Annotated in this window: 19 protein-coding genes; 12 read left to right on the forward strand and 7 right to left on the reverse strand. The window is 65.4% G+C overall.

Translation table 11 applies throughout. The features are described from left to right. Positions 1–4 precede the first annotated feature (4 nt). Complete coding sequence (locus ACK4FK_RS08260) at positions 5–670, forward strand: HdaA/DnaA family protein (protein WP_409743749.1); 666 nt, start codon at positions 5–7, stop codon at positions 668–670. On the opposite strand, the gene ACK4FK_RS08265 is transcribed toward ACK4FK_RS08260, so the two are convergent. Continuing rightward, entirely contained in the window at positions 667–840 is a 174-nt protein-coding gene (locus ACK4FK_RS08265) for a DUF4169 family protein (protein ID WP_409743752.1), read from the reverse strand. The genes ACK4FK_RS08260 and ACK4FK_RS08265 overlap by 4 nt on opposite strands. 9 nt (positions 841–849) lie before the next feature. Further along, on the reverse strand, positions 850–1383 hold the full coding sequence (locus ACK4FK_RS08270) for a SixA phosphatase family protein (RefSeq protein WP_409743755.1): 534 nt from the start codon (positions 1381–1383) through the stop codon (positions 850–852). Positions 1384–1516: 133 nt separating this feature from the next. On the opposite strand from ACK4FK_RS08270, the gene ACK4FK_RS08275 reads away from it, so the two are divergent. Further along, positions 1517–3757 (forward strand): RNA degradosome polyphosphate kinase, encoded by a 2241-nt coding sequence (locus ACK4FK_RS08275; RefSeq protein ID WP_409743757.1) that lies wholly within the window; start codon positions 1517–1519, stop codon positions 3755–3757. Further along, positions 3732–5246: a hypothetical protein gene (locus ACK4FK_RS08280; protein WP_409743760.1), complete on the forward strand. Its 1515-nt coding sequence runs from the start codon at positions 3732–3734 to the stop codon at positions 5244–5246. The genes ACK4FK_RS08275 and ACK4FK_RS08280 overlap by 26 nt, the downstream gene beginning before the upstream one ends. A 3-nt stretch (positions 5247–5249) precedes the next feature. Here the strand turns inward: ACK4FK_RS08280 and rnd are convergent, their stop codons facing one another. Further along, a complete protein-coding gene (rnd, locus tag ACK4FK_RS08285) occupies positions 5250–6428 on the reverse strand; it encodes a ribonuclease D (protein ID WP_409743763.1) in 1179 nt (392 codons plus the stop codon). A gap of 147 nt (positions 6429–6575) precedes the next feature. Here rnd and aspS point away from each other — a divergent pair, with 147 nt between their 5' ends. From aspS to ACK4FK_RS08300, 3 genes are read left to right on the forward strand one after another with little or no spacing between them, the layout of a single operon-like run. Further along, positions 6576–8363 carry an aspartate--tRNA ligase gene (gene aspS / locus ACK4FK_RS08290; protein ID WP_409743766.1) on the forward strand — a complete coding sequence of 596 codons (1788 nt, stop codon included), beginning with the start codon at positions 6576–6578 and terminating at the stop codon, positions 8361–8363. Between the two features lie 21 nt (positions 8364–8384). Next, positions 8385–9017: a MarC family protein gene (locus ACK4FK_RS08295; RefSeq protein WP_409743768.1), complete on the forward strand. Its 633-nt coding sequence runs from the start codon at positions 8385–8387 to the stop codon at positions 9015–9017. Positions 9018–9058: 41 nt separating this feature from the next. Further along, positions 9059–10021: an alpha/beta hydrolase gene (locus ACK4FK_RS08300; RefSeq protein ID WP_409743771.1), complete on the forward strand. Its 963-nt coding sequence runs from the start codon at positions 9059–9061 to the stop codon at positions 10019–10021. Positions 10022–10027: 6 nt separating this feature from the next. Here the strand turns inward: ACK4FK_RS08300 and ACK4FK_RS08305 are convergent, their stop codons facing one another. Then, a complete protein-coding gene (locus ACK4FK_RS08305) occupies positions 10028–10483 on the reverse strand; it encodes a CAP domain-containing protein (protein WP_409743773.1) in 456 nt (151 codons plus the stop codon). A gap of 62 nt (positions 10484–10545) precedes the next feature. Here ACK4FK_RS08305 and ACK4FK_RS08310 point away from each other — a divergent pair, with 62 nt between their 5' ends. Together ACK4FK_RS08310 and ACK4FK_RS08315 are read left to right on the forward strand one after the other, a co-directional pair. Beyond that, positions 10546–11232 carry a tellurite resistance TerB family protein gene (locus ACK4FK_RS08310; protein WP_409743776.1) on the forward strand — a complete coding sequence of 229 codons (687 nt, stop codon included), beginning with the start codon at positions 10546–10548 and terminating at the stop codon, positions 11230–11232. 284 nt (positions 11233–11516) lie between these two features. Beyond that, complete coding sequence (locus ACK4FK_RS08315) at positions 11517–11675, forward strand: hypothetical protein (protein ID WP_409743778.1); 159 nt, start codon at positions 11517–11519, stop codon at positions 11673–11675. A gap of 83 nt (positions 11676–11758) precedes the next feature. On the opposite strand, the gene ACK4FK_RS08320 is transcribed toward ACK4FK_RS08315, so the two are convergent. Together ACK4FK_RS08320 and ACK4FK_RS08325 are read right to left on the reverse strand one after the other, a co-directional pair. After that, positions 11759–13024 carry a hypothetical protein gene (locus ACK4FK_RS08320; protein ID WP_409743780.1) on the reverse strand — a complete coding sequence of 422 codons (1266 nt, stop codon included), beginning with the start codon at positions 13022–13024 and terminating at the stop codon, positions 11759–11761. A 234-nt stretch (positions 13025–13258) separates the two neighbouring features. Then, positions 13259–16915, reverse strand: a complete 3657-nt coding sequence (locus ACK4FK_RS08325) for a vitamin B12-dependent ribonucleotide reductase (protein WP_409743783.1) — start codon at positions 16913–16915, stop codon at positions 13259–13261. Positions 16916–17170: 255 nt separating this feature from the next. Between ACK4FK_RS08325 and ACK4FK_RS08330 the strand changes: the two genes are divergently transcribed. The 4 genes from ACK4FK_RS08330 to ACK4FK_RS08345 all read left to right on the forward strand — a co-directional run bounded on the left by ACK4FK_RS08330 (position 17171) and on the right by ACK4FK_RS08345 (position 19140). Then, positions 17171–17725 carry a hypothetical protein gene (locus ACK4FK_RS08330; protein ID WP_409743786.1) on the forward strand — a complete coding sequence of 185 codons (555 nt, stop codon included), beginning with the start codon at positions 17171–17173 and terminating at the stop codon, positions 17723–17725. A gap of 107 nt (positions 17726–17832) precedes the next feature. Then, positions 17833–18177 (forward strand): NADH:ubiquinone oxidoreductase subunit NDUFA12, encoded by a 345-nt coding sequence (locus ACK4FK_RS08335; RefSeq protein ID WP_409743788.1) that lies wholly within the window; start codon positions 17833–17835, stop codon positions 18175–18177. Between the two features lie 19 nt (positions 18178–18196). Beyond that, on the forward strand, positions 18197–18706 hold the full coding sequence (gene mlaD, locus ACK4FK_RS08340) for an outer membrane lipid asymmetry maintenance protein MlaD (protein WP_409743791.1): 510 nt from the start codon (positions 18197–18199) through the stop codon (positions 18704–18706). A gap of 5 nt (positions 18707–18711) precedes the next feature. Further along, complete coding sequence (locus ACK4FK_RS08345) at positions 18712–19140, forward strand: DUF2155 domain-containing protein (protein ID WP_409743793.1); 429 nt, start codon at positions 18712–18714, stop codon at positions 19138–19140. On the opposite strand, the gene aat is transcribed toward ACK4FK_RS08345, so the two are convergent. Beyond that, positions 19077–19748, reverse strand: coding sequence for a leucyl/phenylalanyl-tRNA--protein transferase (gene aat, locus ACK4FK_RS08350; protein WP_409743796.1), 672 nt, complete (start codon positions 19746–19748; stop codon positions 19077–19079). The genes ACK4FK_RS08345 and aat overlap by 64 nt on opposite strands. Between the last annotated feature and the right edge of the window lies 1 nt (position 19749).

Consider the following 19749-nt stretch of genomic DNA (forward strand, 5'->3'; position numbering starts at 1 on the left):
TCCGATGGCGCACAAGCAGTTGAGCCTCGGCCTCAGCCTGCCGACCTCGTGGGCGCGCGAGGATTTCCTCGTCGCCGACGGCAATGCCGACGCCCTGGGCTGGATCGACCGCTGGCCCGGCTGGCCGAACGGCATCCTCGTGCTCTACGGGCCGCCGGGCAGCGGCAAGACCCATCTGGCGCATATCTGGGCGGCGCAATCGGGCGGACAGATCATGGACGCGGCAGCCGTCACGGCCGGCGGCGTCGATGCCCTGGCGCAGGGGCCGCTCTGCGTCGACGATGCCGATGGCGTGGCCGATGCGGCAGCCCTGTTCCACCTGGTCAACCTGATCCGCGAGCGCGGCCATTCCCTGCTGCTGACCGGCAGCGCGCCGCCGGCCCAGTGGCCCTATGCGCTGCCCGACCTGATGTCGCGCCTGAAGGCCATGCCGGCCCAGGGCATAGCCGAGCCCGACGACGCGCTGCTGGGCGCCGTGCTGGTGAAGCTGTTCGCCGACCGCCAGCTGGCCGTGGGCGAAGACGTCGTGAAATACCTGGTGCCGCGCATCGAGCGCTCGTTCCATGCCGCGCGCCACTGGGTGGCGGCGCTGGATGCCGCCGCTTTGGCGGAAAGCCGCGCCGTGACGGTGGCGCTGGCGCGCAGGCTGCTGGAGCAGGCGGCGGATTAATCGAGCTTCTTGCCGTCGAGGTCCTTCGCGGCGCGCTCGGCTTCTTTCTCCTGCTTCTCGCGTGCGGCTTTCGGCCGGCCGAACCGGACCCGGTTCTCCGCCGCGCGTTCCTTCGCCGCATCGCGGTCGCGCGCCTTGCGCAGTTTGTTCAGGTTCACCACGTCGCCCATGCGGCGATCCTAGCCGTCTTTCAGTTGCGCCGGCACGACGAAACTGGCGAGGAAGCCGCCCTTCGGCGCCACCTGGGCCCAGGCCTTGGCGGGGAAGGCGATCTCGGCCAGTCCGCCGGTGGGGAATTTCTCGCCCAGCCGCTCCAGCGCGTCGCCGGCGGCGCTGCCCGACAGGCGCGCGGCGAAATCCTCCATGCCCGGGTTGTGGCCGATCAGCATCAGCTCGCGGCATTCCGTGGGCGCCGCGCGGGTCAGGGCCAGCATTGTGGCGGCCTCGGCCAGGTACAGGCTGGGTTCGAAACGCACCGGGATGCGGTCGGGCACGCCGCCCGACAGCCGCTTTTCCAGCCGTTCCCAGGTCTGGCGCGTGCGGGTGGCCGGCGAGCACAGCACCAGGTCCGGGGTCAGGTTGCGCTCGGCCATGTGGCGGGCCAGCAGGCGGCAGGCCTTTTTCCCGCGCGGGCTTAAGGGGCGGGCGAAGTCGTCCAGCCCCGGATCGTCCCAGGCGGATTTGGCATGGCGCAAAAGCCATAGACGCAACATGGATTTATCCCTGTTTTCGGGGCTGCCTGCGGCCTGTCGCCACTTTGACATAAACCCCCGTTAGACCTATACCCGAAGGCGTCGACCGGCGATGGGCTCGGGCGGTTAGCCGGTAACGACAGAGGCATCTGATATGCAGCAAGTGGCCGACATTCTCCAGACCCCGGTGACCAGCGGCGCGGCGATTCCCAGTCGGCCGCCGATCACGGTCAGCCCGCGCGACCGCTTCATCAACCGCGAATTGTCGTGGCTGGCCTTCAACCTGAGAGTCATGGAAGAGGCCAACAACAAGCGCTACCCGCTGCTGGAGCGTCTGCGCTTCCTCTCGATCTCGGCCAACAACCTGGACGAATTCTTCATGGTGCGCGTGGCCGGCCTGCATGGCCAGATCAAGGCCGGCATCGAGGAGCACAGCCAGGACGGCCTCACCCCCGCGCAGCAGCTTGCCCGGATCAACGAGGCCGCGACCGATCTGATGAACCGCCAGCAGGCCTGCTGGCGTTCGCTCACCGGGGAACTGGCCCAGGCCGGCATCCATGTGCTGGAACCCGAGCAGCTCACCGCCGACGACCGGCGCTGGCTGGAGGATTACTTCCTCGCCCATGTGTTCCCCGTCCTGACCCCGCTGGCCATCGATCCGGCCCATCCTTTCCCGTTTATCCCGAATCTCGGTTTCGCAATGGTGATGCAAATGCGACGGGTTCGTGACGGCCGCAGCCTGAACGCGCTGCTGCCGCTTCCGAGCCAGGTCGACCGCTTCACCCGCCTGCCGGGCGACGGCATCCGTTTCGTGTCGCTGGAAAACCTGGTCGGACTGTTCCTGAACAAGCTGTTCCCGGGCTATGAAATCCTCGGCTCGGGCCTGTTCCGCATCACCCGTGACAGCGATATAGAAATCGAGGAAGAGGCGGAGGATCTGGTCCGCCTGTTCGAGACGGCGCTGAAACGGCGCCGTCGCGGCACCGTGATCCGCCTCAAGATCAATGCCGGCATGCCCGAAGATCTGCGACGCTTCGTCTGCGAGGAGCTGGAGGTCAGTCCGCAGGCGTTGATCGTGGTCGACGGCATCCTCGGCCTGGCCGATACCAAACGGCTGATCGTCGACGATCTGCCCGACCTGAAATTCCCACCATTCTCGCCGCGCTTCCCCGAACGCATCCGCGATTACGGCGGCGACTGCTTCGCCGCGATCCGCGCCAAGGATCTGGTTGTTCATCACCCCTATGAAAGCTTCGACGTGGTGGTGCAGTTCCTGCGTCAGGCGGCGGCCGACCCGCATGTGGTGGCGATCAAGCAGACGCTGTACCGCACCTCGGATGACAGCCCGATCGTGCGCGCCCTGATCGAGGCGGCTGAGGCCGGCAAATCGGTGACCGCGCTGGTCGAACTGAAGGCACGGTTCGACGAGGCCGCCAACATCAAGTGGGCGCGCGACATGGAGCGCGTGGGCGTGCAGGTGGTCTATGGCTTCATCGAGCTGAAAACCCATGCCAAGATTTCCCTGGTGGTGCGCCGCGAAAGCGGCCATCTGAACACCTATGTGCATTTCGGCACCGGCAATTATCATCCCTATACGGCCCGGGTTTACACCGATCTCAGCTTCTTTACCGATGACAACGACCTGGGCCATGACGCCACCTGCCTGTTCAACTTCCTGACCGGCTATGCCGCGCCGGAGAACCTGAAGAAGGTGGCGATCTCGCCCTACACGCTGCGCCCGCGCCTGCTGGAGCTGATCAACGAGGAGATCCGCCATGCCGAGGCAGGCCGACCGGCGGCGATCTGGGCCAAGATGAACAGCCTGGTCGATCCGGTGGTGATCGACGCGCTGTATCAGGCCAGCCAGGCCGGCGTGCAGATCGACCTGATCGTGCGCGGCATCTGCTGCCTGCGGCCGGGCGTGAAGGGCCTGTCGGAAAATATCCGGGTGAAGAGCCTGATCGGCCGCTTCCTCGAGCATTCGCGCATCGTGTGCTTCGGCGGCGGCAAGGGGCTGCCTTCGCCGGAGGCTAAGATCTTCATCTCGTCGGCCGACTGGATGCCGCGGAACTTCGACCGGCGCGTGGAGGTTCTGATCCCGATCGAGAATGCCACGGTGCATGAGCAGATCCTGGACCAGATCATGGTGGCCAATTTGAAGGACCAGGCCCAGAGCTGGTGGCTGGGCGCCGACGACCAGTATGTGCGTGCCTCGGAAGCGGCTGATGCGTTCAGCGCGCATACCTATTTCATGACCAATCCCAGCCTGTCGGGCCGTGGTAAGGCACTGAAGAAACCCGAGGCGATCCCGCGCCTCAAGCTGAAAGAAGGGCTGGGCGAATCGCCGGCCGCAAGTCTGGTGGGCAAGAGTGGCCATCGCGCAAACGATCAGTAAGCCTGTCCCCGCCCAGGCGGCGTCGCCATTGCCATTCGGGGTGATCGATGTCGGCTCGAATTCCGTGCGCCTGGTGGTGTTCGACGAGCCGCTGCGGCTGCCCACGGCCATGTTCAACGAAAAGGTGCTGTGCGGTCTGGGCCGAGGCCTGAGCGAAACCGGCGCGCTGGACATCGAAGGTGCGAAACAGGCGCTGGGTGCGATCCGCCGCTTCGTTGCGCTGGCCCGCCACATGAACGTGCGCGCACTGCAGATTGTGGCCACGGCCGCCGTGCGCGATGCCAGCAACGGCGCCGACTTCGTGACCCAGATCGAGCGCGATACCGGCGAGACCGTTCGCGTGCTGACCGGCCAGGAAGAGGCGACCTATTCGGCCTATGGCGTGCTGTCGGGCATTCCCGATGCCTGCGGCGTGATGGGCGATCTGGGCGGCGGCAGCCTGGAACTGGTATCGCTGGACGGCGCCAGGCTGGGCGACAGCGTCACCCTGCCGCTGGGGCCGCTGCGCATTGCCAATCTGGGTAATTACGGCGTGGTGAAAGGCTTCATCGACGAGAAGATCGCCGGCGTCGAGTGGCTGAAGAAGTGGAAGGGCAAGTCGCTTTATGCCGTGGGCGGGTCGTGGCGCGCCATTGCCCGCGTGCACATGGCTCAGAAGCACAGCCCGCTGCACATCATTCACCAGTATACGCTGGGCCGCGCCGAGGCGAGCGATTTCACCCGCCTGATCGCCAAGCAGAGCAAGGATTCGCTGGCCCGCGTGGAGGGCGTGCCGCGCCGGCGCCAGGATGCGCTACCGCTGGCCGCGCTGGTGATGCGGCGCGTGATCAGGGCGATGGAACCGAAGGACATCGTGTTTTCGGCCAATGGCCTGCGCGAAGGTCTGGCCTATGCGCTGCTGACCGAGAAGCAGCGTTCGGAAGACCCGTTGCTGGCCTATTGCCGCCACATGGCCCAGCGCGAAAGCCGTTTTGCCGAACATGGCGCGGAACTGGATCGCTTCATTGCGCCGCTGTTCGACCGCGATCCGGCCGACCGCGCCCGCATCCGGCTGGCGGCCGCCATCCTGGCCGACACGGCCTGGCGCGTGCATCCCGATTACCGCGGCGAACAGTCGCTTGGCATCATCCTGCACGCGCCGTTCGGTGCCATCACGCAGGACGAGCGTGCGCTGCTGGCGCTCATCGTCTTCACCCGCTATGCCGGCACCGCCAGCGACCCAACTGCCGCGCCGGCCTGGCAGATGCTGAATCCCGAACAGATCGACTATGCCCAGCGCGTGGGGCTCGCGATGCGGCTGGGCCAGACCCTTTCGGCCGGGGTGCCTGGCATCCTGTCGGATTGCAAATTGCGGCCGAACGGCAACGGGATCGTGCTGGAAATCCCGGCCCAGCATGCTGCTCTGGACGGCGAAGCGGTGCAGCGCCGTATGGAAGCCTTCGCCAAGGCGCTGAACCGCGCCGGCGAAGTGCGGGTGCTGAAGCGCTGATACCTACTTCTTCAGCTCGACCAGCTTGATGCGGTTGCCTTCGGCGGCGAGCGCAAGTTCGCCATGTTTCAGGCGCAGGGCGTCGTTGCCGAAAATCTCGCGACGCCAGCCATGCAGGGCCGGCACGTCGGCCCGGTCGTCGGCGGCGATCTTGTCCAGATCGGACGAGGAGGCGACCAGCTTCTGCGCGACGTCGTAGTCGTCGCATTTCATCTTCAGCAGCACCTTCAGCAGTTCCACCAGCGGGCCGATGCCGCGCGGCAGTTCGGCCTCCTTCTCCATCACCGGCCAGGTCTCGCGCGGGCTGGCCAGCTTTTCGGCGATGGCCGTTAAGAGTCCGGCGCCCATCTTGCCCTCGGCGAAGCCCTTGGAAAGGCCGCGCATGCGTTCCAGGTCGTCGGCGACCTTAGGCGGATGGGCGGCGATCTCCATCAGGGTTTCGTCGCGAATGATGCGCTGGCGTGGCAGATCACGATTGCGGGCCTCGATCTCGCGCCAGGCGGCAGCGGCCTGCAGCACGGCCAGGTATTCCGGCTTGGTGGTGCGCGGCTTCAGGCGCTTCCAGGCATTTTCGGGCGGGATTTCGTAGGTGGCCGGATCGGCCAGCAGGGCCATTTCCTCGTTCAGCCAGTCGGCGCGGCCCGATTTCAGCAGGCGTGCGCGCAGCTTGTCGAAGCATTTGCGCAGATGCGTAACATCGGACAGCGCATAGCGCACCTGCTTCTCGGTCAGCGGGCGGCGAGCCCAGTCGGTGAAACGAGAGGATTTGTCGATCTGCGCGCCGGCCAGCTTGGAGGCAAGCTGCTCATACGACACTTGGTCGCCGAAGCCGCAGACCATGGCAGCTACCTGGGTGTCGAATAGCGGGGCAGGCACTTCGCCCATCAGCTTGGTGAAGATTTCCAGATCCTGCCGGGCGGCATGGAACACCTTCAGCACGGCGCGGTTGCGCAGCAGCTCGAACAGGGGATCCAGCGACAGGCCCTCGGCCAGCGGGTCGATCGCCCGGGCCTCCTCGGGGCCGGCCACCTGGATCAGGCAGACCTTGGGCCAGAAGGTGGTTTCCCGCATGAACTCGGTGTCTACGGTCACGTAAGGGGCCGTGGCCAGGGAGGCGCAGAAACGGCTGAGTTCGTCGGTGGTGGTGATCGGGGCGGTGTTGGGGGCGGGGTCGGTACGCATGGCTGGGCCTCATAGCATGCCGGGGGCCGCGGCCCAACCCCGCCGACTGTTCCGGGTGGCGATTTTCCCCTAGGATCGGCCTTGACTTTCCGCCTCTGGCGGGGCCTGTTCCCGCTTTGATTTCCACGGCTTTTCACGGATTCCCCGATGTCCCGTTATCGTACGCATACCTGCGGTCAGCTCCGTCCCGCCGAAGTCGGCCAGCAGGTCAAACTGGCTGGCTGGGTCCACCGCAAGCGCGACCACGGCAACCTGCTGTTCATCGACCTGCGCGACCATTACGGCATCACCCAGATCGTGGCCGAGAGTGGCTCGGAGGCCTTCAAACAGATGGAAGGCCTGCGCTCGGAATACGTGATCAGCGCGGTGGGCAAGGTGGTGGCCCGCACGCCCGAGACGGTGAACCCGAACCTGCCGACGGGCAGCGTGGAAGTGGTGGTCTCCAGCATCGAGGTGCTGGGCGAGGCGCAGGACCTGCCGATGCCGGTCTTCGGCGAGCAGGAATACCCGGAAGATATCCGCCTGAAATACCGCTTCCTCGACCTGCGCCGCGAGCGCCTGCACAACAACATCATCCTGCGCAGCAAGGTGATCTCGTCGATCCGCCGGCGCATGACCGAGCAGGGCTTCATGGAATTCCAGACGCCGATCCTGACGGCCAGCTCGCCGGAAGGCGCGCGCGACTTCCTGGTGCCCAGCCGCCTGCATCCGGGCCGCTTCTACGCCCTGCCGCAGGCGCCGCAGCAGTTCAAGCAGCTGATCATGGTGTCGGGCTTCGACCGCTATTTCCAGATCGCGCCCTGCTTCCGCGACGAGGATGCCCGCAAGGACCGCAGCCCGGGCGAGTTCTACCAGCTCGATGTCGAGATGAGCTTCGTCGAGCAGGACGACGTGTTCAACGCCGTCGGCCCGGTGATCCATGGCGTGTTCCAGGAATTCGCCAACGGGCGCGATTGCGGCCCGAAGGATTTCCCGCGCATCCCCTATCGCGAGGCGATGCTGAAATATGGCTCCGACAAGCCGGACCTGCGCAACCCGATCATCCTGGCCGACGTGACCGAGGTGTTCCGCGGTTCCGGCTTCGGCGTATTCGCCCGCAGTATCGAGAATGGCGGCGTGGTGCGCGGCATCCCGGCGCCGGGTGCTGCAACCCGTCCGCGCAGCTTCTTCGACAAGATGAACGACTGGGCCCGCCAGGAAGGCGCCGCCGGCCTGGGCTACATCATCTTCGACAATGGCGAAGCGAAAGGCCCGATCGCCAAGTTTCTGGATGCCGACCGAATCGCCCTGCTGAAGAAGCTGGGCAACGTGAAGGACGGCGATGCCATCTTCTTCGCCTGCGACAAGGAACTGGCCGCCGCCAAGCTGGCCGGCCAGGCGCGCATCCGCATCGGTGACGAGCTGGATATCTGCGAGAAGAACGTCTTCAAGTTCTGCTGGATCGTCGACTTCCCGATGTTCGAGTATAACGAGGACGACAAGAAGATCGATTTCAGCCACAATCCCTTCTCGATGCCGCAGGGCGGCCTGGAGGCGCTGAACACCAAGGATCCGCTCGACATCCTGGCCTACCAGTACGACATCGTCTGCAACGGCGTGGAGCTGTCGTCGGGCGCCATCCGCAACCATCGCCCCGAGATCATGTACAAGGCCTTCGAGATCGCCGGTTACGGCCCCGAGGTGGTGGAAGGCAAGTTCGGCGGCATGCTGAACGCGTTCAAGTTCGGCGCCCCGCCGCATGGCGGCATTGCGCCGGGCATCGACCGCATCGTCATGCTGCTGGCCGACGAGCCGAATATCCGCGAGGTGGTGCTGTTCCCGATGAACCAGCAGGCCCAGGACCTGATGATGCAGGCGCCCAGCGAGGTGACGATGAAGCAACTGCGCGAGCTGCATATCCGCGTTGTCGCGCCCGATGCCGAGAAAAAGTCGTAACGATGTGACGGCGAAGCGGCCATGCTCGACGCCCTCGACTATGTCCGCTTCGGCCTCACGCTGTTTTCGATCCTCGATCCCTTCGCGGCGATCCCCTTATTCCTGCTGCTGACCGACAGCCGGTCGGCACAGCAGCGTTCGGCCACCGCGCGCACCGCCGCGCTGGCCGTGTTCGTCACGCTGGTGGTGGCAGGATTTTCCGGCGACCTGATCCTGCGCCTGCTGGGCGCCAGCCTTCCGGCCTTTCAGGTCGGCGGCGGCATCGTACTGTTCCTGATGGCGCTGAGCATGATCAACGCCCAGCTCAGCCCGCAGCAGCAGACGCCCGAGGAGGCCAGCGAGGCATCCGACCGTTCCGCCGTCGGCGTGGTGCCGATTGCCATGCCGCTGCTGGTCGGTCCCGGTTCGATCTCGGCCACCATCATCTACATCGAGCGCGGCACCGGCTGGCAGCACAAGGGCCTGAGCGTGGCGATCCTGGCGCTGATCTGCCTTGGCATCTGGGTGGTGCTCAAGCTGGCGCAGCCGATCGGCGACCGGCTCGGTCGCACCGGCCTCAACATCCTGAACCGCATTTTCGGCTTGCTGCTGGCCGCCGTTGCGGTTCAAATCTTCGCCAATGGATTGCGCGGCCTGTTTCCCGCCCTGGGCTGATATAAAAAGATGGGCTGACACAAAAGAAAGATCGCCTTGCCATGCTCGACCCGGAAGCCAAAGCCCTGCTCGATGCCGTGAAGGCCGCCAACCGCCCCGAATATGCCGATCTGGGCGCAGAGGGTGCGCGCAAGCTCTACAAGGATACGCGCGGCGCAGTGACGCCGCCGGCGCCGGAGGTGTCGGAACTCGACAATATCGCGGCTCCCGGCCCGCATGGGCCGATCCCGCTGCGCTATTACCGCCCAGCCGGCGTGGACAAAAAGGAGCCGTTGCCGGCGCTGGTTTTCTACCATGGCGGCGGCTGGGTGATCGGCGACCTCGACACCCATGACGTGGCCTGCCGCACGCTGGCCAACGAGGCGCGCTGCGCCGTGGTCTCGGTCGATTACCGCATGGGGCCCGAGCACAAATTCCCCTGCGCGGTGGACGATGCCTATGCCGCCCTGCTGTGGACGGCCGAGGAAGCCAAGCGCCTGCGTATCGATCCGGCGCGCATCGCGGTCGGTGGCGATTCCGCCGGCGGGAATCTCGCCGCCGTGGTCTGCATTGCTGCGCGCGAGAAGGCGGCCAGCGGCATCGCCGATGTGCCCAAGATCGTCTACCAGCTGCTGATCTATCCGGCCACCGACATGCACATGAATACGGACTCGCACAAACGCTACGGCGAGGGCCATCTTCTGACACGCTCGGCGATGGACTGGTTCCAGGCGCAGTATCTGAACGGCGAGGCCGACCGCGACGACTGGCGCGCCTCGCCGCTGCGCGCCAAAAGCCTGGCTCACCTGCCGCCCGCCTATGTGGTGGTGGCGGGCTGTGACCCGCTGCGCGACGAGGGCGAGGCCTATGCCATGGCGCTGAAGAAAGCCGGCGTGCCGGTGGCCTTCCGCGAATTCCCCGGCCAGATCCACGGCTTCGTGGTGATGGGCAAGGCGATCCCGCAGGCCAACCAGGCGCTGGCCGAAATGGGCGTGGCGCTCAAGCTGGCATTTGGGCAGGCCTAGGGCGGATCACTCCCGCCCCAGCACCAGCACCCACAGCGCCCGGCGCGGATCGCCGGTATCCACGCGCGTGTCAGCGCCGAGCTCGGTGACAGCCGGATTGAGCAGGTTGCGGCGGTGGCCTTCGCTGTCGAGCCACAGCCGCACCACGCCTTCGGCGTCGCAGGCGCAGAGCGCGAGGTTTTCGGCCGCCGCGCGGTAGCGATAGGCGGCGCGGTCCAGGCGCTGGGGCAGGCCGCTGCCGTCGCAGCCCTCATGGGCCAGCTTGCCGCAACGCTGAAGATCGACGGCGTGGCTTGCCGCGGCTTGGGCGAGGCGCCCGCTCCAGCCCAGCGGCGCGAGGCCGGCGCCGCCGCGCGCCAGGTTGACGTGATGCAGAATCTCGCTGCGCCACTCGGATTCCATCGCCGCCGCATTGCGGCAGAAATATGGCGCCAGCGCCAGCAATGCGCAGAATAACAGCACTTGAATTCCGCGCGCGCCGCGCCGATCTCCTGATCTCGACATATCCGGAGGCTAACGCAGCAATGCTCGACGCGAAATCCCTGTTGGACCAGTTCCTCGGCCAGGCCGGCCAGGCCAAACGCAGCATCGACGGGCTGGGCGGCACCGGCGGCCTTGCCGTGGGCGGGCTGCTGGGCCTGCTGCTGGCCAACAAGAAGGCGCGCAAGATGGCCGGCAATGTCGCCGTCTATGGCGGCGCGGCGGCCCTGGGCCTGCTGGCCTGGCGCGCCTATCGCAACTGGCAGGACGGGCAGAACCCGGCCTCAGGCCCCGTGGCGCAGCCGGGCGACATGCCGCAGGTGGCGCCGAAATACCTGCCCTCGGCCGCGCCGGCCGCCGACGGCAATCCCTTCGAGCTGGCGCTGGTGCGCGCCATGATCTCTGCTGCCAAGGCCGATGGCCATCTGGATGCGACCGAGCAGCAGCGCGTGTTCGCCGAGATCGAGCGCATGGCGCTGGATGCCGAGGCCAAGAGCACGGTTTTTGCCATGCTGGCCAATCCGGTGAGGCTGGAGGAGATCGTGGCCAGCGCGGGCAACGAGGAGCAGGCGGCCGAACTCTATCTTGCCTCGCGGCTGGCCATCGATCCCGACCAGCCGGCCGAACGCGAATACCTCTCCCTGCTGGCCACGCGGCTGCATCTGCCGCCGGACTTGCGCGCACATCTGGATGCCCAGGTGGAAGCTGCGCTGACCCAGAAGACGGCATAAGCAGAGGACGCATAAGCGCAGAGCGGCATGGCCGCCGTGGCGGCGTTACGGCGCCGGAATGCCCTGTCTGCCCGCGTGTGCTAACGGGGTATGCATCAGCCCTGGCTGGCAAAACAACGCGAATGCAAAGCCTGCATTTGCGCGTTGAGCCGTGGCTGCGCGCGGCCTGCCACGTTACCGGCTTTTTAGCTGCGCCCGTGCCCGGGCGGGTCTAGGCTCCTGATCATGAATAGCGCGCCGTTGCCGCGCTGTGACGCAGATTTCAGGAGCGTAGCGTGTCCACGGTGATTGAACCCCTCAAAGCCAGCGGCAGTCTCGTCGTCACGCCCCGCCCGCTGGCCCAGCCGGTGGAGCCCGTGGCGCAGGGTGCCGTCGTCCTGAAGGCGAACCAGCTTGGTCCGCTCAAGGCCGGCACCGGCAGCAAGGTCGATTTGTCAGCGTAAGCGTTTCCTCCCTCAAGTAGGCTTTCCCAGACCAAGGACCGCCCCTGCCATGCCCCGGCAGGGGCGGTTTGCTTTTAGGGGGCTCAGGCGTAGCGTCCATCGCCAAGATAGCTGCTCAGGCCGCCACCGAAGGACCCGCCACCACCGAACAGGCCTAGCAGGTACTGCGTGTTGCTGGCGCGCAGTACCTGCTGCATCAGGCGCGGGCTGTAGGCGCCCTGGGTGTTGTAGGGGTCGTCGGTCTTTGACTTGTCGCTGCCGGTTTTCGTGTCGGCCTTGGCCTTGTCGGTTACAGGCTTTTTCGCGTCTTCCGGGATCGCGCCCGCCGGCAGATACTGTTTCAGTTCGGCAAGGGCGGCGCGCTGTTCGTTGGTGGTGTAGCTCTTGGTTTCGTCGAAGACGATAGCATTCAGTTCTTCGCGGGTCAGGCCGGCGAAGGGGTTGGTCTTGTCCCAGCCGTTGATAAAGCGGGTCGCCAGCCGGGCACGCTCGACGCGCTCGGGCGTGCCGGTCACGTTTTCGTTGTTGGCGACTGCCTTTTCGGCATAGCTCAGTTCCTTGGCTGCCTTGGCAAGAACGGCTTTTTCCAGCTCGTCGCGGCGGGCCAGCGCAGCACGGCGTTCGTTCACTGTATAATCGCCACTGTCATTGGCGATGATCTCTGTAAGCTGGTCGCGGTTCAGCGTGGCAAAGGGATTGGTGGCCTTACCATTCAGAAAGTCGGTCGCTTTCTTCGCCGAGGCCAGGCGTTCGGCCGTGCCCGATTGCGGCACCTCCGCGTCGTTGGCCTTCTTGTCGAACTCGGTTTTCGGTGTCAGCGCATCCATCGTCAGCACATGGTCCTGACGGGCGAATTCGGCGAAGGCGGCGCGTCTTTCGTTCACCGTGTATTTGCCCTCGGCATCGACGATCACGGCGGCAAGCTCGGCTGCGGTCTTGCCGCGGAAGGGATTGGCCGCCTTGCCATCGATGAAGTCGCTGGCCTGCTTGGCGGCGGCCTTGCGGGCAGTATCGGTGGTGGCGTTGCCGGTGAGCGGGGGAAGCGCGGCATCGGCCGCCTCGGCCTGTTTGGCGCTGGTCAGGAAGATGGCAGAAAGAATTTGCTTCATCTTCTGGGTGATCTGCTCTTCCTCGTCGGGCGTGGCCGCCGCCTTGGCCTGCTCGGCCAGAGCGCGCAAGGCCGCGGGCGACAGCGTAACCTCCACACCCAGATCCTGGCGCAGGTCGCTCGCGACCATCACAGGCTTCTGTGAACCGCTGCCGCTGCTGCCGGTCTGTTCGCTGGTGGACTTGGCAGAGCCGGCAAGGATGGTGGCGGTATAGCCATAGGCGCTGTTGATCGTGGTCATCGGTCGCTCGCTGTTTTAAGTCCGGATACGGACTTGCAAGCGGCAGGCCACTGATTTCACCGGTTAAGATTTTGATATAGAATGAATATTTATTGTCGGTATGGGGCAGATCCTGCCCTGTCGGCAAAAGCTGCCGAGAGAAAATAAAAAGCCCCGATGGCCGGGGGGCCATCGGGGCGGGCCGGAGGAGACCGGCTATTCCGTCTTGCGGGCTGGCGCCTTACGGGCGGCCCCTTACGAGCAGCCCGTCGTGCTGCCGCAGCTATCGCATTTCAGGCAGGTGCCGTTGCGCACCAGCGTGAAGTTGCCGCATTCGGGGCAGGCATCGCCCTCGTAGCCCTTCATGCGGGCCTCGGCGATGCGCTCCATCCGGCTGCTGCCGGCGCCGAGGGCGGTGGCCGACATCTCGACATGGGTATGCGTGTCGGCGCTGACATGCATGACCGACATAGTCGGGCCATCCGTGCCGGTGGCCTGCAGCCCAGCCATGGCACCGCGATCCTGGCCGCCCTTCAGCACATAGAGGTTGGAGCGGATATAGCCGGTGGAAGCCACCTTGATGGCTTCCTTCTCCACCTGCAGCTTGATCGATGCCGGGCTTTCCTTCGCCCCCAGCGCGTCGTGACGCAGGTCGTCGGGCTGCACATGCGCGAGATCCGTACGGCCCAGATAGCTGACAGCCAGTTCGCGGAACACGTAATCAAGGATCGAGGTCGACATCTTGATGACGTCGTTGCCCTCCACCATGCCCGATGGCTCGAAGCGGGTGAAGGTGAAGGCATCCACGAATTCCTCCAGCGGCACGCCATACTGCAGGCCGATGGAGATGGCGATGGCGAAATTGTTCATCAGGCTGCGGAAGGCGGCGCCTTCCTTGTGCATGTCGATGAAGATTTCGCCAAGTTTGCCGTCGTCGTATTCGCCGGTGCGCAGATACACCTTATGCCCGCCCACCACGGCCTTCTGGGTATAGCCCTTGCGGCGCAGCGGCAGCTTCTGGCGGCCGGCGATGTGCTTTTCGACGATGCGTTCGGCGATGATCTGCGCGCGCGCGGCCATCGGGGCTTCGGCCACCTGTTCGGCAACCGTCTCGCCGACCGCATCCTCGACATCGTCTTCCAGCACCTGAGCCTGCAGCGGCTGGCTCAGCTTGGAGCCATCGCGATACAGCGCCATGGCCTTGCAGCCGAGTTTCCACGACAGCATATAGGCCAGCTTGCAATCCTCGACGGTGGCGAGGTTGGGCATGTTGATGGTTTTCGAGATCGCGCCGGTGATGAAGGGCTGGGCGGCGGCCATCATGCGGATATGGCTTTCCGCCGACAGGAAACGCACGCCGTCCTTGCCGCAGGGATTGGCGCAGTCGAAGACCGGCAGGTGCATATCCTTGAGGCCCGGCGCGCCTTCCACCGTCATGGCGCCGCAGCAGTAGAGATTGGCGGCGGCGATCTCGGCGCCGGTGAAGCCCAGTGCCGAGAGCAGGTCGAAGGCGGGATCGTCGAGCTGGGCGTCGGTGAAGCCTAGGCTGCGGCAGAAATCCACGCCCAGCGTCCAGCGGTTCAGCACGAACTTGATGTCGAAGGCACCGCGCAGGCCCTTTTCGGCCTTGGCGATGGCCTCATCGGTGAAGCCCTTGGCCTTCAGCGTCTGGTGGTTCACGCCGGGCGCGCCATCCAGCGTGCCATGGCCCACGGCATGATCGATGATCGCCTTGATCTGGCCGTCGTTGTAGCCGAGCGTCTTGAGCGCCAGCGGCACGGTGCGGTTGATAATCTTGAAATAGCCGCCGCCGGCCAGCTTCTTGAACTTCACCAGCGCAAAATCGGGCTCGATGCCGGTGGTGTCACAATCCATCACCAGGCCGATGGTGCCGGTGGGGGCGATCACGCTGACCTGCGCGTTGCGGAAGCCATGCTGCTCGCCCAGTTCCAGCGCCTGGTCCCAGGCCGCCTCGGCCGCGGCCAGCAGCGCGCTGTCGGGGCAGCTGGCGTGATCCAGCGGCACCGGCATGGTGGCAAGGCCTTCGTAGCCCAGATGGTCGCCCCGGGCGGCGCGGCGATGGTTGCGGATCACGCGCAGCATGTTGTCGGCATTCGGCGCGTAACCGGGGAAGGGGCCCAGCTCGCCGGCCATCTCGGCCGAGGTGGCGTAGGAGATGCCGGTCATCAGCGCGGTGATGGCGCCGCACAGCGCGCGGCCCTGGTCGCTGTCGTAGGAATAGCCGCAGGACATCAGCAGGGCGCCAAGGTTGGCGTAACCCAAGCCCAGCGTGCGGAACTTGTAGGACAGCTCGGCGATCTCGCGGCTCGGGAACTGCGCCATCAGCACGCTGATCTCCAGCACCAAGGTCCACAGGCGCGTGGCATGCTCGAAGCCTTCGATGTCGAATTTGCCATCCGCCTTGCGGAAGCACATCAAGTTCATCGAAGCCAGGTTGCAGGCCGTGTCGTCGAGGAACATGTATTCCGAACACGGGTTCGACGCGTTGATGCGGCCATCGGCCGGGCAGGTATGCCAGTCGTTGATGGTCGTGTCGAACTGGATGCCCGGATCGGCCGAAGCCCAGGCGGCATAGCCGACGCGATCCCAGAGCTGGCGGGCCTTCAGCGTCTTCGACGGTTTGCCATCGTTGCGCCGGATCAGGTTCCAGTCGCCATCCTGCTCGACGGCGCGCAGAAAATCGTCGTTCACGCGCACCGAATTGTTGGAATTCTGGCCCGAGACCGACAGATAGGCTTCCGAATCCCAGTCGGTGTCGTAGGCGGGGAACTCGATCTCGGTATAGCCCTGCCTGGCGAACTGGATCACGCGCTGGATGTAGTTTTCCGGAATCATCGCCTTGCGGGCGGCAACGATCTCGCGGCGCAACTGAGTGTTTTTCTTCGCATCGAAGCGCGCTTCACCACTGCCCAACTGACAGGCGGCCATGATGGCGTTCAGATGCTTCTGCGACAGCCTGGAGCCGGCGACCAGCGCGGCCACCTTCTGCTCCTCGATCACCTTCCAGTCGATGAACTGCTCGATGTCGGGATGGTCGATGTCGCAGATCACCATCTTGGCGGCGCGGCGCGTGGTGCCGCCCGACTTGATGGCGCCGGCGGCGCGGTCGCCGATCTTCAGGAAGCTCATCAGGCCCGACGACTTGCCGCCGCCCGACAGGCGCTCGTTCTCGCCGCGCAGGCGGCTGAAATTGCTGCCGGTGCCCGAGCCGTATTTGAACAGGCGCGCCTCGCGCACCCACAGGTCCATGATGCCGCCCTCGTTGACGAGGTCATCCTGCACCGACTGGATGAAGCAGGCATGCGGCTGCGGATGCTCGTAGGCCGAGGCCGATTTGGTGAGCTGGCCGGTTCTGAAATCGACGTAGTAGTGGCCCTGGGCCGGGCCGTCGATGCCATAGGCCCAGTGCAGGCCGGTGTTGAACCATTGCGGCGAGTTCGGCGCCGCGATCTGCGCGGCGAGCATGAAGCGCATCTCGTCGAAGAAGGCGCGCGCGTCGTCCTCGGAGTCGAAATAGCCGCCCTTCCAGCCCCAGTAGGCCCAGGTGCCGGCCAGACGGTCGAACACCTCGCGGCCGCTGGTTTCCTGGGTGGTGCGGTCTTTCTCGGGCAGGGCCGCCAGGGCTTCCGTGTCGGCCTCGCGGCGCCACAGGAATTCCGGCACATCGGCTTCTTCCACTGGCTTCAGGGCGACGGGCACGCCGGCGCGGCGGAAGTACTTCTGCGCCAGCACATCGGCCGCCACCTGGCTCCAGGCCGCCGGCACCTCGAGCTGGTCGAGCTTGAACACCACGCTGCCATCGGGATTGCGGATTTCGCTGGTGGTGGTTTTCCACTCCAGCCCGGCATATGCATCCTGCCCCGCCACCGTGTAATGCCGCTGAATCCGCATCGTCGTAATCTCCCCGCCCGAACCTTGAGAAAAATCATGATGTTGTGTTCTGGTTGGTACAGTGATTATCGGGCGAAAATCCCAACATCTGGTTACCGCAGACCGCAACGAGGGCTAAATCTAGGGGAGGGGCGTTGATTCTATCAAACGAGAAATCTTAGTATATTTGGTGATGTTCGTTCTGTGTTCTCTTGACTGGATTTCGCCATATTTTGGCGTATGAGTATGACTCGTTGAGTTCCTGAGGATTCGCCGATGCGCCGTCTTTTGCTTGCCGCTGTGATGATAGTCTCCGCCCTGCTGACCGGGCTGGCGGGCGGCCCGAGTCTGGCTCAGGACAAGGGCGCGCGGGCGGCGGCCGAGAAGCTGATGACGACGATCGCACTGGAAAAGCGGGTCGATACCGTGACCCAGCTCTATCTGAATTTCCTGCCGGCCAGCACGCCGGCCGAGCAGCAGCGCGCCGCCGACCTGCGCCAGCGCGCGCCCACGGCTGGGCCGCGCTTTCGCGGCGCCGTGGTGAATGCCGCGGCCCAGAGCTACAGCCGCTCGGAGCTGGAGGCGCTGGATGCCTATTTCGCCAGCGGCGAAGGCCAGCGCCTGCTGACCACCGCGATCACCCGCGCCGTGCTGGGGTTGGGCCAGAAAGGGCAGGTGAAGGGCAGCGACATCCTCAAGCCCGAGGAGCTGCCGCGCGACAATCCGGCCCTGCAGGCGGCGGCCGCGAAATACCCAGCCTTCGAGAGCAAGGCGCGGGCCGAGTTGCAGCGTGAATTCGCCCAGGAAATCGCCCTGATTACGGCACGTTAGGCCAATTTGCCGGGATGGGCAGGCTTGCCCTGCCGGGGCGGCAATGCCATAGTCCGGCCGAATTTCCAGCGGATTCCTGATCTGGCATTGGGACGGGGTTGCACAGCATGAGTCTGATCGGCACCAAGCTTTTTACCTGGTGGAAGGGCGAGGCCGTTGGCCAGGACGCCTTCGGCAACCGCTATTTCCGCGCCAAGGATGGCAGCCGCAAGCGCTGGGTGATCTATAAGGGCAAGCCCGAGGCGTCGAAGGTGCCGCCGGAATGGCATGCTTGGCTGCACTACACCACCGACGAGGCGCCGATCCATGGCGTGCAGCACAAGCCCTGGGAAAAAGAGCATCTGCCGAACCTGAGCGGCACGCCCTACGCCTACCGCCCGGAAGGCAGCGTGGCCAAGAGCGGCCATCGCCCGGCGGCGACCGGCGATTACCAGGCCTGGCAGCCGGAATAAGCGGGCAGGCGAGGGCGGCATGAGCGGGAATCTGGTCGAAACCCTGATCGGCGCGGTGGTCCTGCTGGTCGCCGGCTTTTTCCTGGCCTTCGCCTATTCCACTGGCGGGGTCGGCAGCGGCCGCATTTCCGGCTATGAACTGCAGGCGCGCTTCAACCGCGCCGACGGCCTGGTGATCGGCGGCGACGTGCGGCTCAGCGGCATCAAGATCGGCACCATCACCAAGCAGTCGCTGGACCCCAAGACCTACGACGCGGTGGTGACCTTCACGGTCGACAGCCGCTACGAACTGCCCGAAGACACAGCGCTCAAGATCGCCTCCGAGGGCCTGCTGGGCGGCAACTACCTCTCGGTCGAACCGGGCGGCAGCGACAAGATGCTCAAGCCGGGCAGCTTCGTGCAGCATACGCAGGGCTCGGTGAACCTGATGGATCTGATCGGCCAGGCGATCTTCAGCGCCACCGGAGCCGGCGGCTCGAAGGACAAGGGCGAGGACGCGACGCTCAGCCCGCTGCCCAAGGCCAACTGACGGCCGTGCATTCCCTGCTGCGCCGTTTATCGCTTGCCGCCGCACTGCTGGTCGCGCCCGCAGCCGGCGCGCAACCTGCCGATCCGCAGCCGCAATATCCGTCCACCCCGATGCCGGTTGCAGTGCTGCAGGGTTTGGACAAGATCACGGCGCGGATCTACACCTTCGAGGCGCCGGTGGACCAGACCATCGGCTTCGGCACCCTGAAGGTGACCGTGCGGGTCTGCCGCAAGCGCCCGCCGGAATATCCGCCCGAAAGCGCGGCCTATCTCGAGATCGTCGAGCAGCGGCCCGAACAGCAGGCCAGTGCCCTGTTCAACGGCTGGATGTTCGCCTCCAGTCCCGGCCTCAATCCGCTGGAACACCCCGTCTACGATGTGTGGGTGATCGACTGCAAAACCAGTTCCGGCGGCGCGTCGGGCGGCAGGCAGTAGAAATCGGCACGGCGCGGCAGCGCGTCGAACAGCAGGTCGAGATACTGCTGGCGCGGCACCTCGATGGCGCCGAACTGCTTCAGGTGCGGCGTCACGAATTGCGTGTCGAGTAGCACGAAACCGCCGGCGATCAACCGGCCGACCAGATGCACCAAGGCGATCTTGGAGGCGTTGGTGGCGCGGCTGAACATGCTCTCGCCGAAGAAGGCCGCGCCCAGCCGCACGCCATACAGACCGCCCACCAGGACTCCGGCATCGTCACGGCATTCCACGCTGTGGGCGAAGCCCAGGCGGTGCAGTTCGATATAGGCATTGCGGATCGTTGCGTTGATCCAGGTCGACTGGCGCTGGGGGTGCTGCGTCGGTTCGGCGCAGGCCGCGATCACGGCCGGGAAATCGGTATCCACCGTGACGGCATAGGGTGCGGCGCGCACGGTACGGGCCAGCCGGTGCGGCAGGTGGAAGCCATCCAGCGGGATGATCCCGCGCCGCGTGGGATAGACCCAGAAATAATCCGGATCGTCGGCGCTGTCGGCCATCGGGAAATAGCCGCGGGCATAGGCCTGCAGCAGCAGTTCGGGCGTGAGCGGTTCGGGATGCGTGCTCATG

It is taken from the genome of Ferrovibrio sp., from assembly GCF_046297895.1.
Lineage (GTDB): Bacteria > Pseudomonadota > Alphaproteobacteria > Ferrovibrionales > Ferrovibrionaceae > Ferrovibrio.

Coding starts and splice junctions, on each gene's coding strand:
- ACK4FK_RS08260 (WP_409743749.1), top strand. CDS start 5: ATGGCGCACAAGCAGTTGAGCCTCGGCCTCAGCCTGCCGACCTCGTGG.
- ACK4FK_RS08265 (WP_409743752.1), bottom strand. CDS start 840: ATGGGCGACGTGGTGAACCTGAACAAACTGCGCAAGGCGCGCGACCGC.
- ACK4FK_RS08270 (WP_409743755.1), bottom strand. CDS start 1,383: ATGTTGCGTCTATGGCTTTTGCGCCATGCCAAATCCGCCTGGGACGAT.
- ACK4FK_RS08275 (WP_409743757.1), top strand. CDS start 1,517: ATGCAGCAAGTGGCCGACATTCTCCAGACCCCGGTGACCAGCGGCGCG.
- rnd (WP_409743763.1), bottom strand. CDS start 6,428: ATGCGTACCGACCCCGCCCCCAACACCGCCCCGATCACCACCACCGAC.
- aspS (WP_409743766.1), top strand. CDS start 6,576: ATGTCCCGTTATCGTACGCATACCTGCGGTCAGCTCCGTCCCGCCGAA.
- ACK4FK_RS08295 (WP_409743768.1), top strand. CDS start 8,385: ATGCTCGACGCCCTCGACTATGTCCGCTTCGGCCTCACGCTGTTTTCG.
- ACK4FK_RS08300 (WP_409743771.1), top strand. CDS start 9,059: ATGCTCGACCCGGAAGCCAAAGCCCTGCTCGATGCCGTGAAGGCCGCC.
- ACK4FK_RS08310 (WP_409743776.1), top strand. CDS start 10,546: ATGCTCGACGCGAAATCCCTGTTGGACCAGTTCCTCGGCCAGGCCGGC.
- ACK4FK_RS08320 (WP_409743780.1), bottom strand. CDS start 13,024: ATGACCACGATCAACAGCGCCTATGGCTATACCGCCACCATCCTTGCC.
- ACK4FK_RS08325 (WP_409743783.1), bottom strand. CDS start 16,915: ATGCGGATTCAGCGGCATTACACGGTGGCGGGGCAGGATGCATATGCC.
- ACK4FK_RS08330 (WP_409743786.1), top strand. CDS start 17,171: ATGCGCCGTCTTTTGCTTGCCGCTGTGATGATAGTCTCCGCCCTGCTG.
- ACK4FK_RS08335 (WP_409743788.1), top strand. CDS start 17,833: ATGAGTCTGATCGGCACCAAGCTTTTTACCTGGTGGAAGGGCGAGGCC.
- mlaD (WP_409743791.1), top strand. CDS start 18,197: ATGAGCGGGAATCTGGTCGAAACCCTGATCGGCGCGGTGGTCCTGCTG.
- aat (WP_409743796.1), bottom strand. CDS start 19,748: ATGAGCACGCATCCCGAACCGCTCACGCCCGAACTGCTGCTGCAGGCC.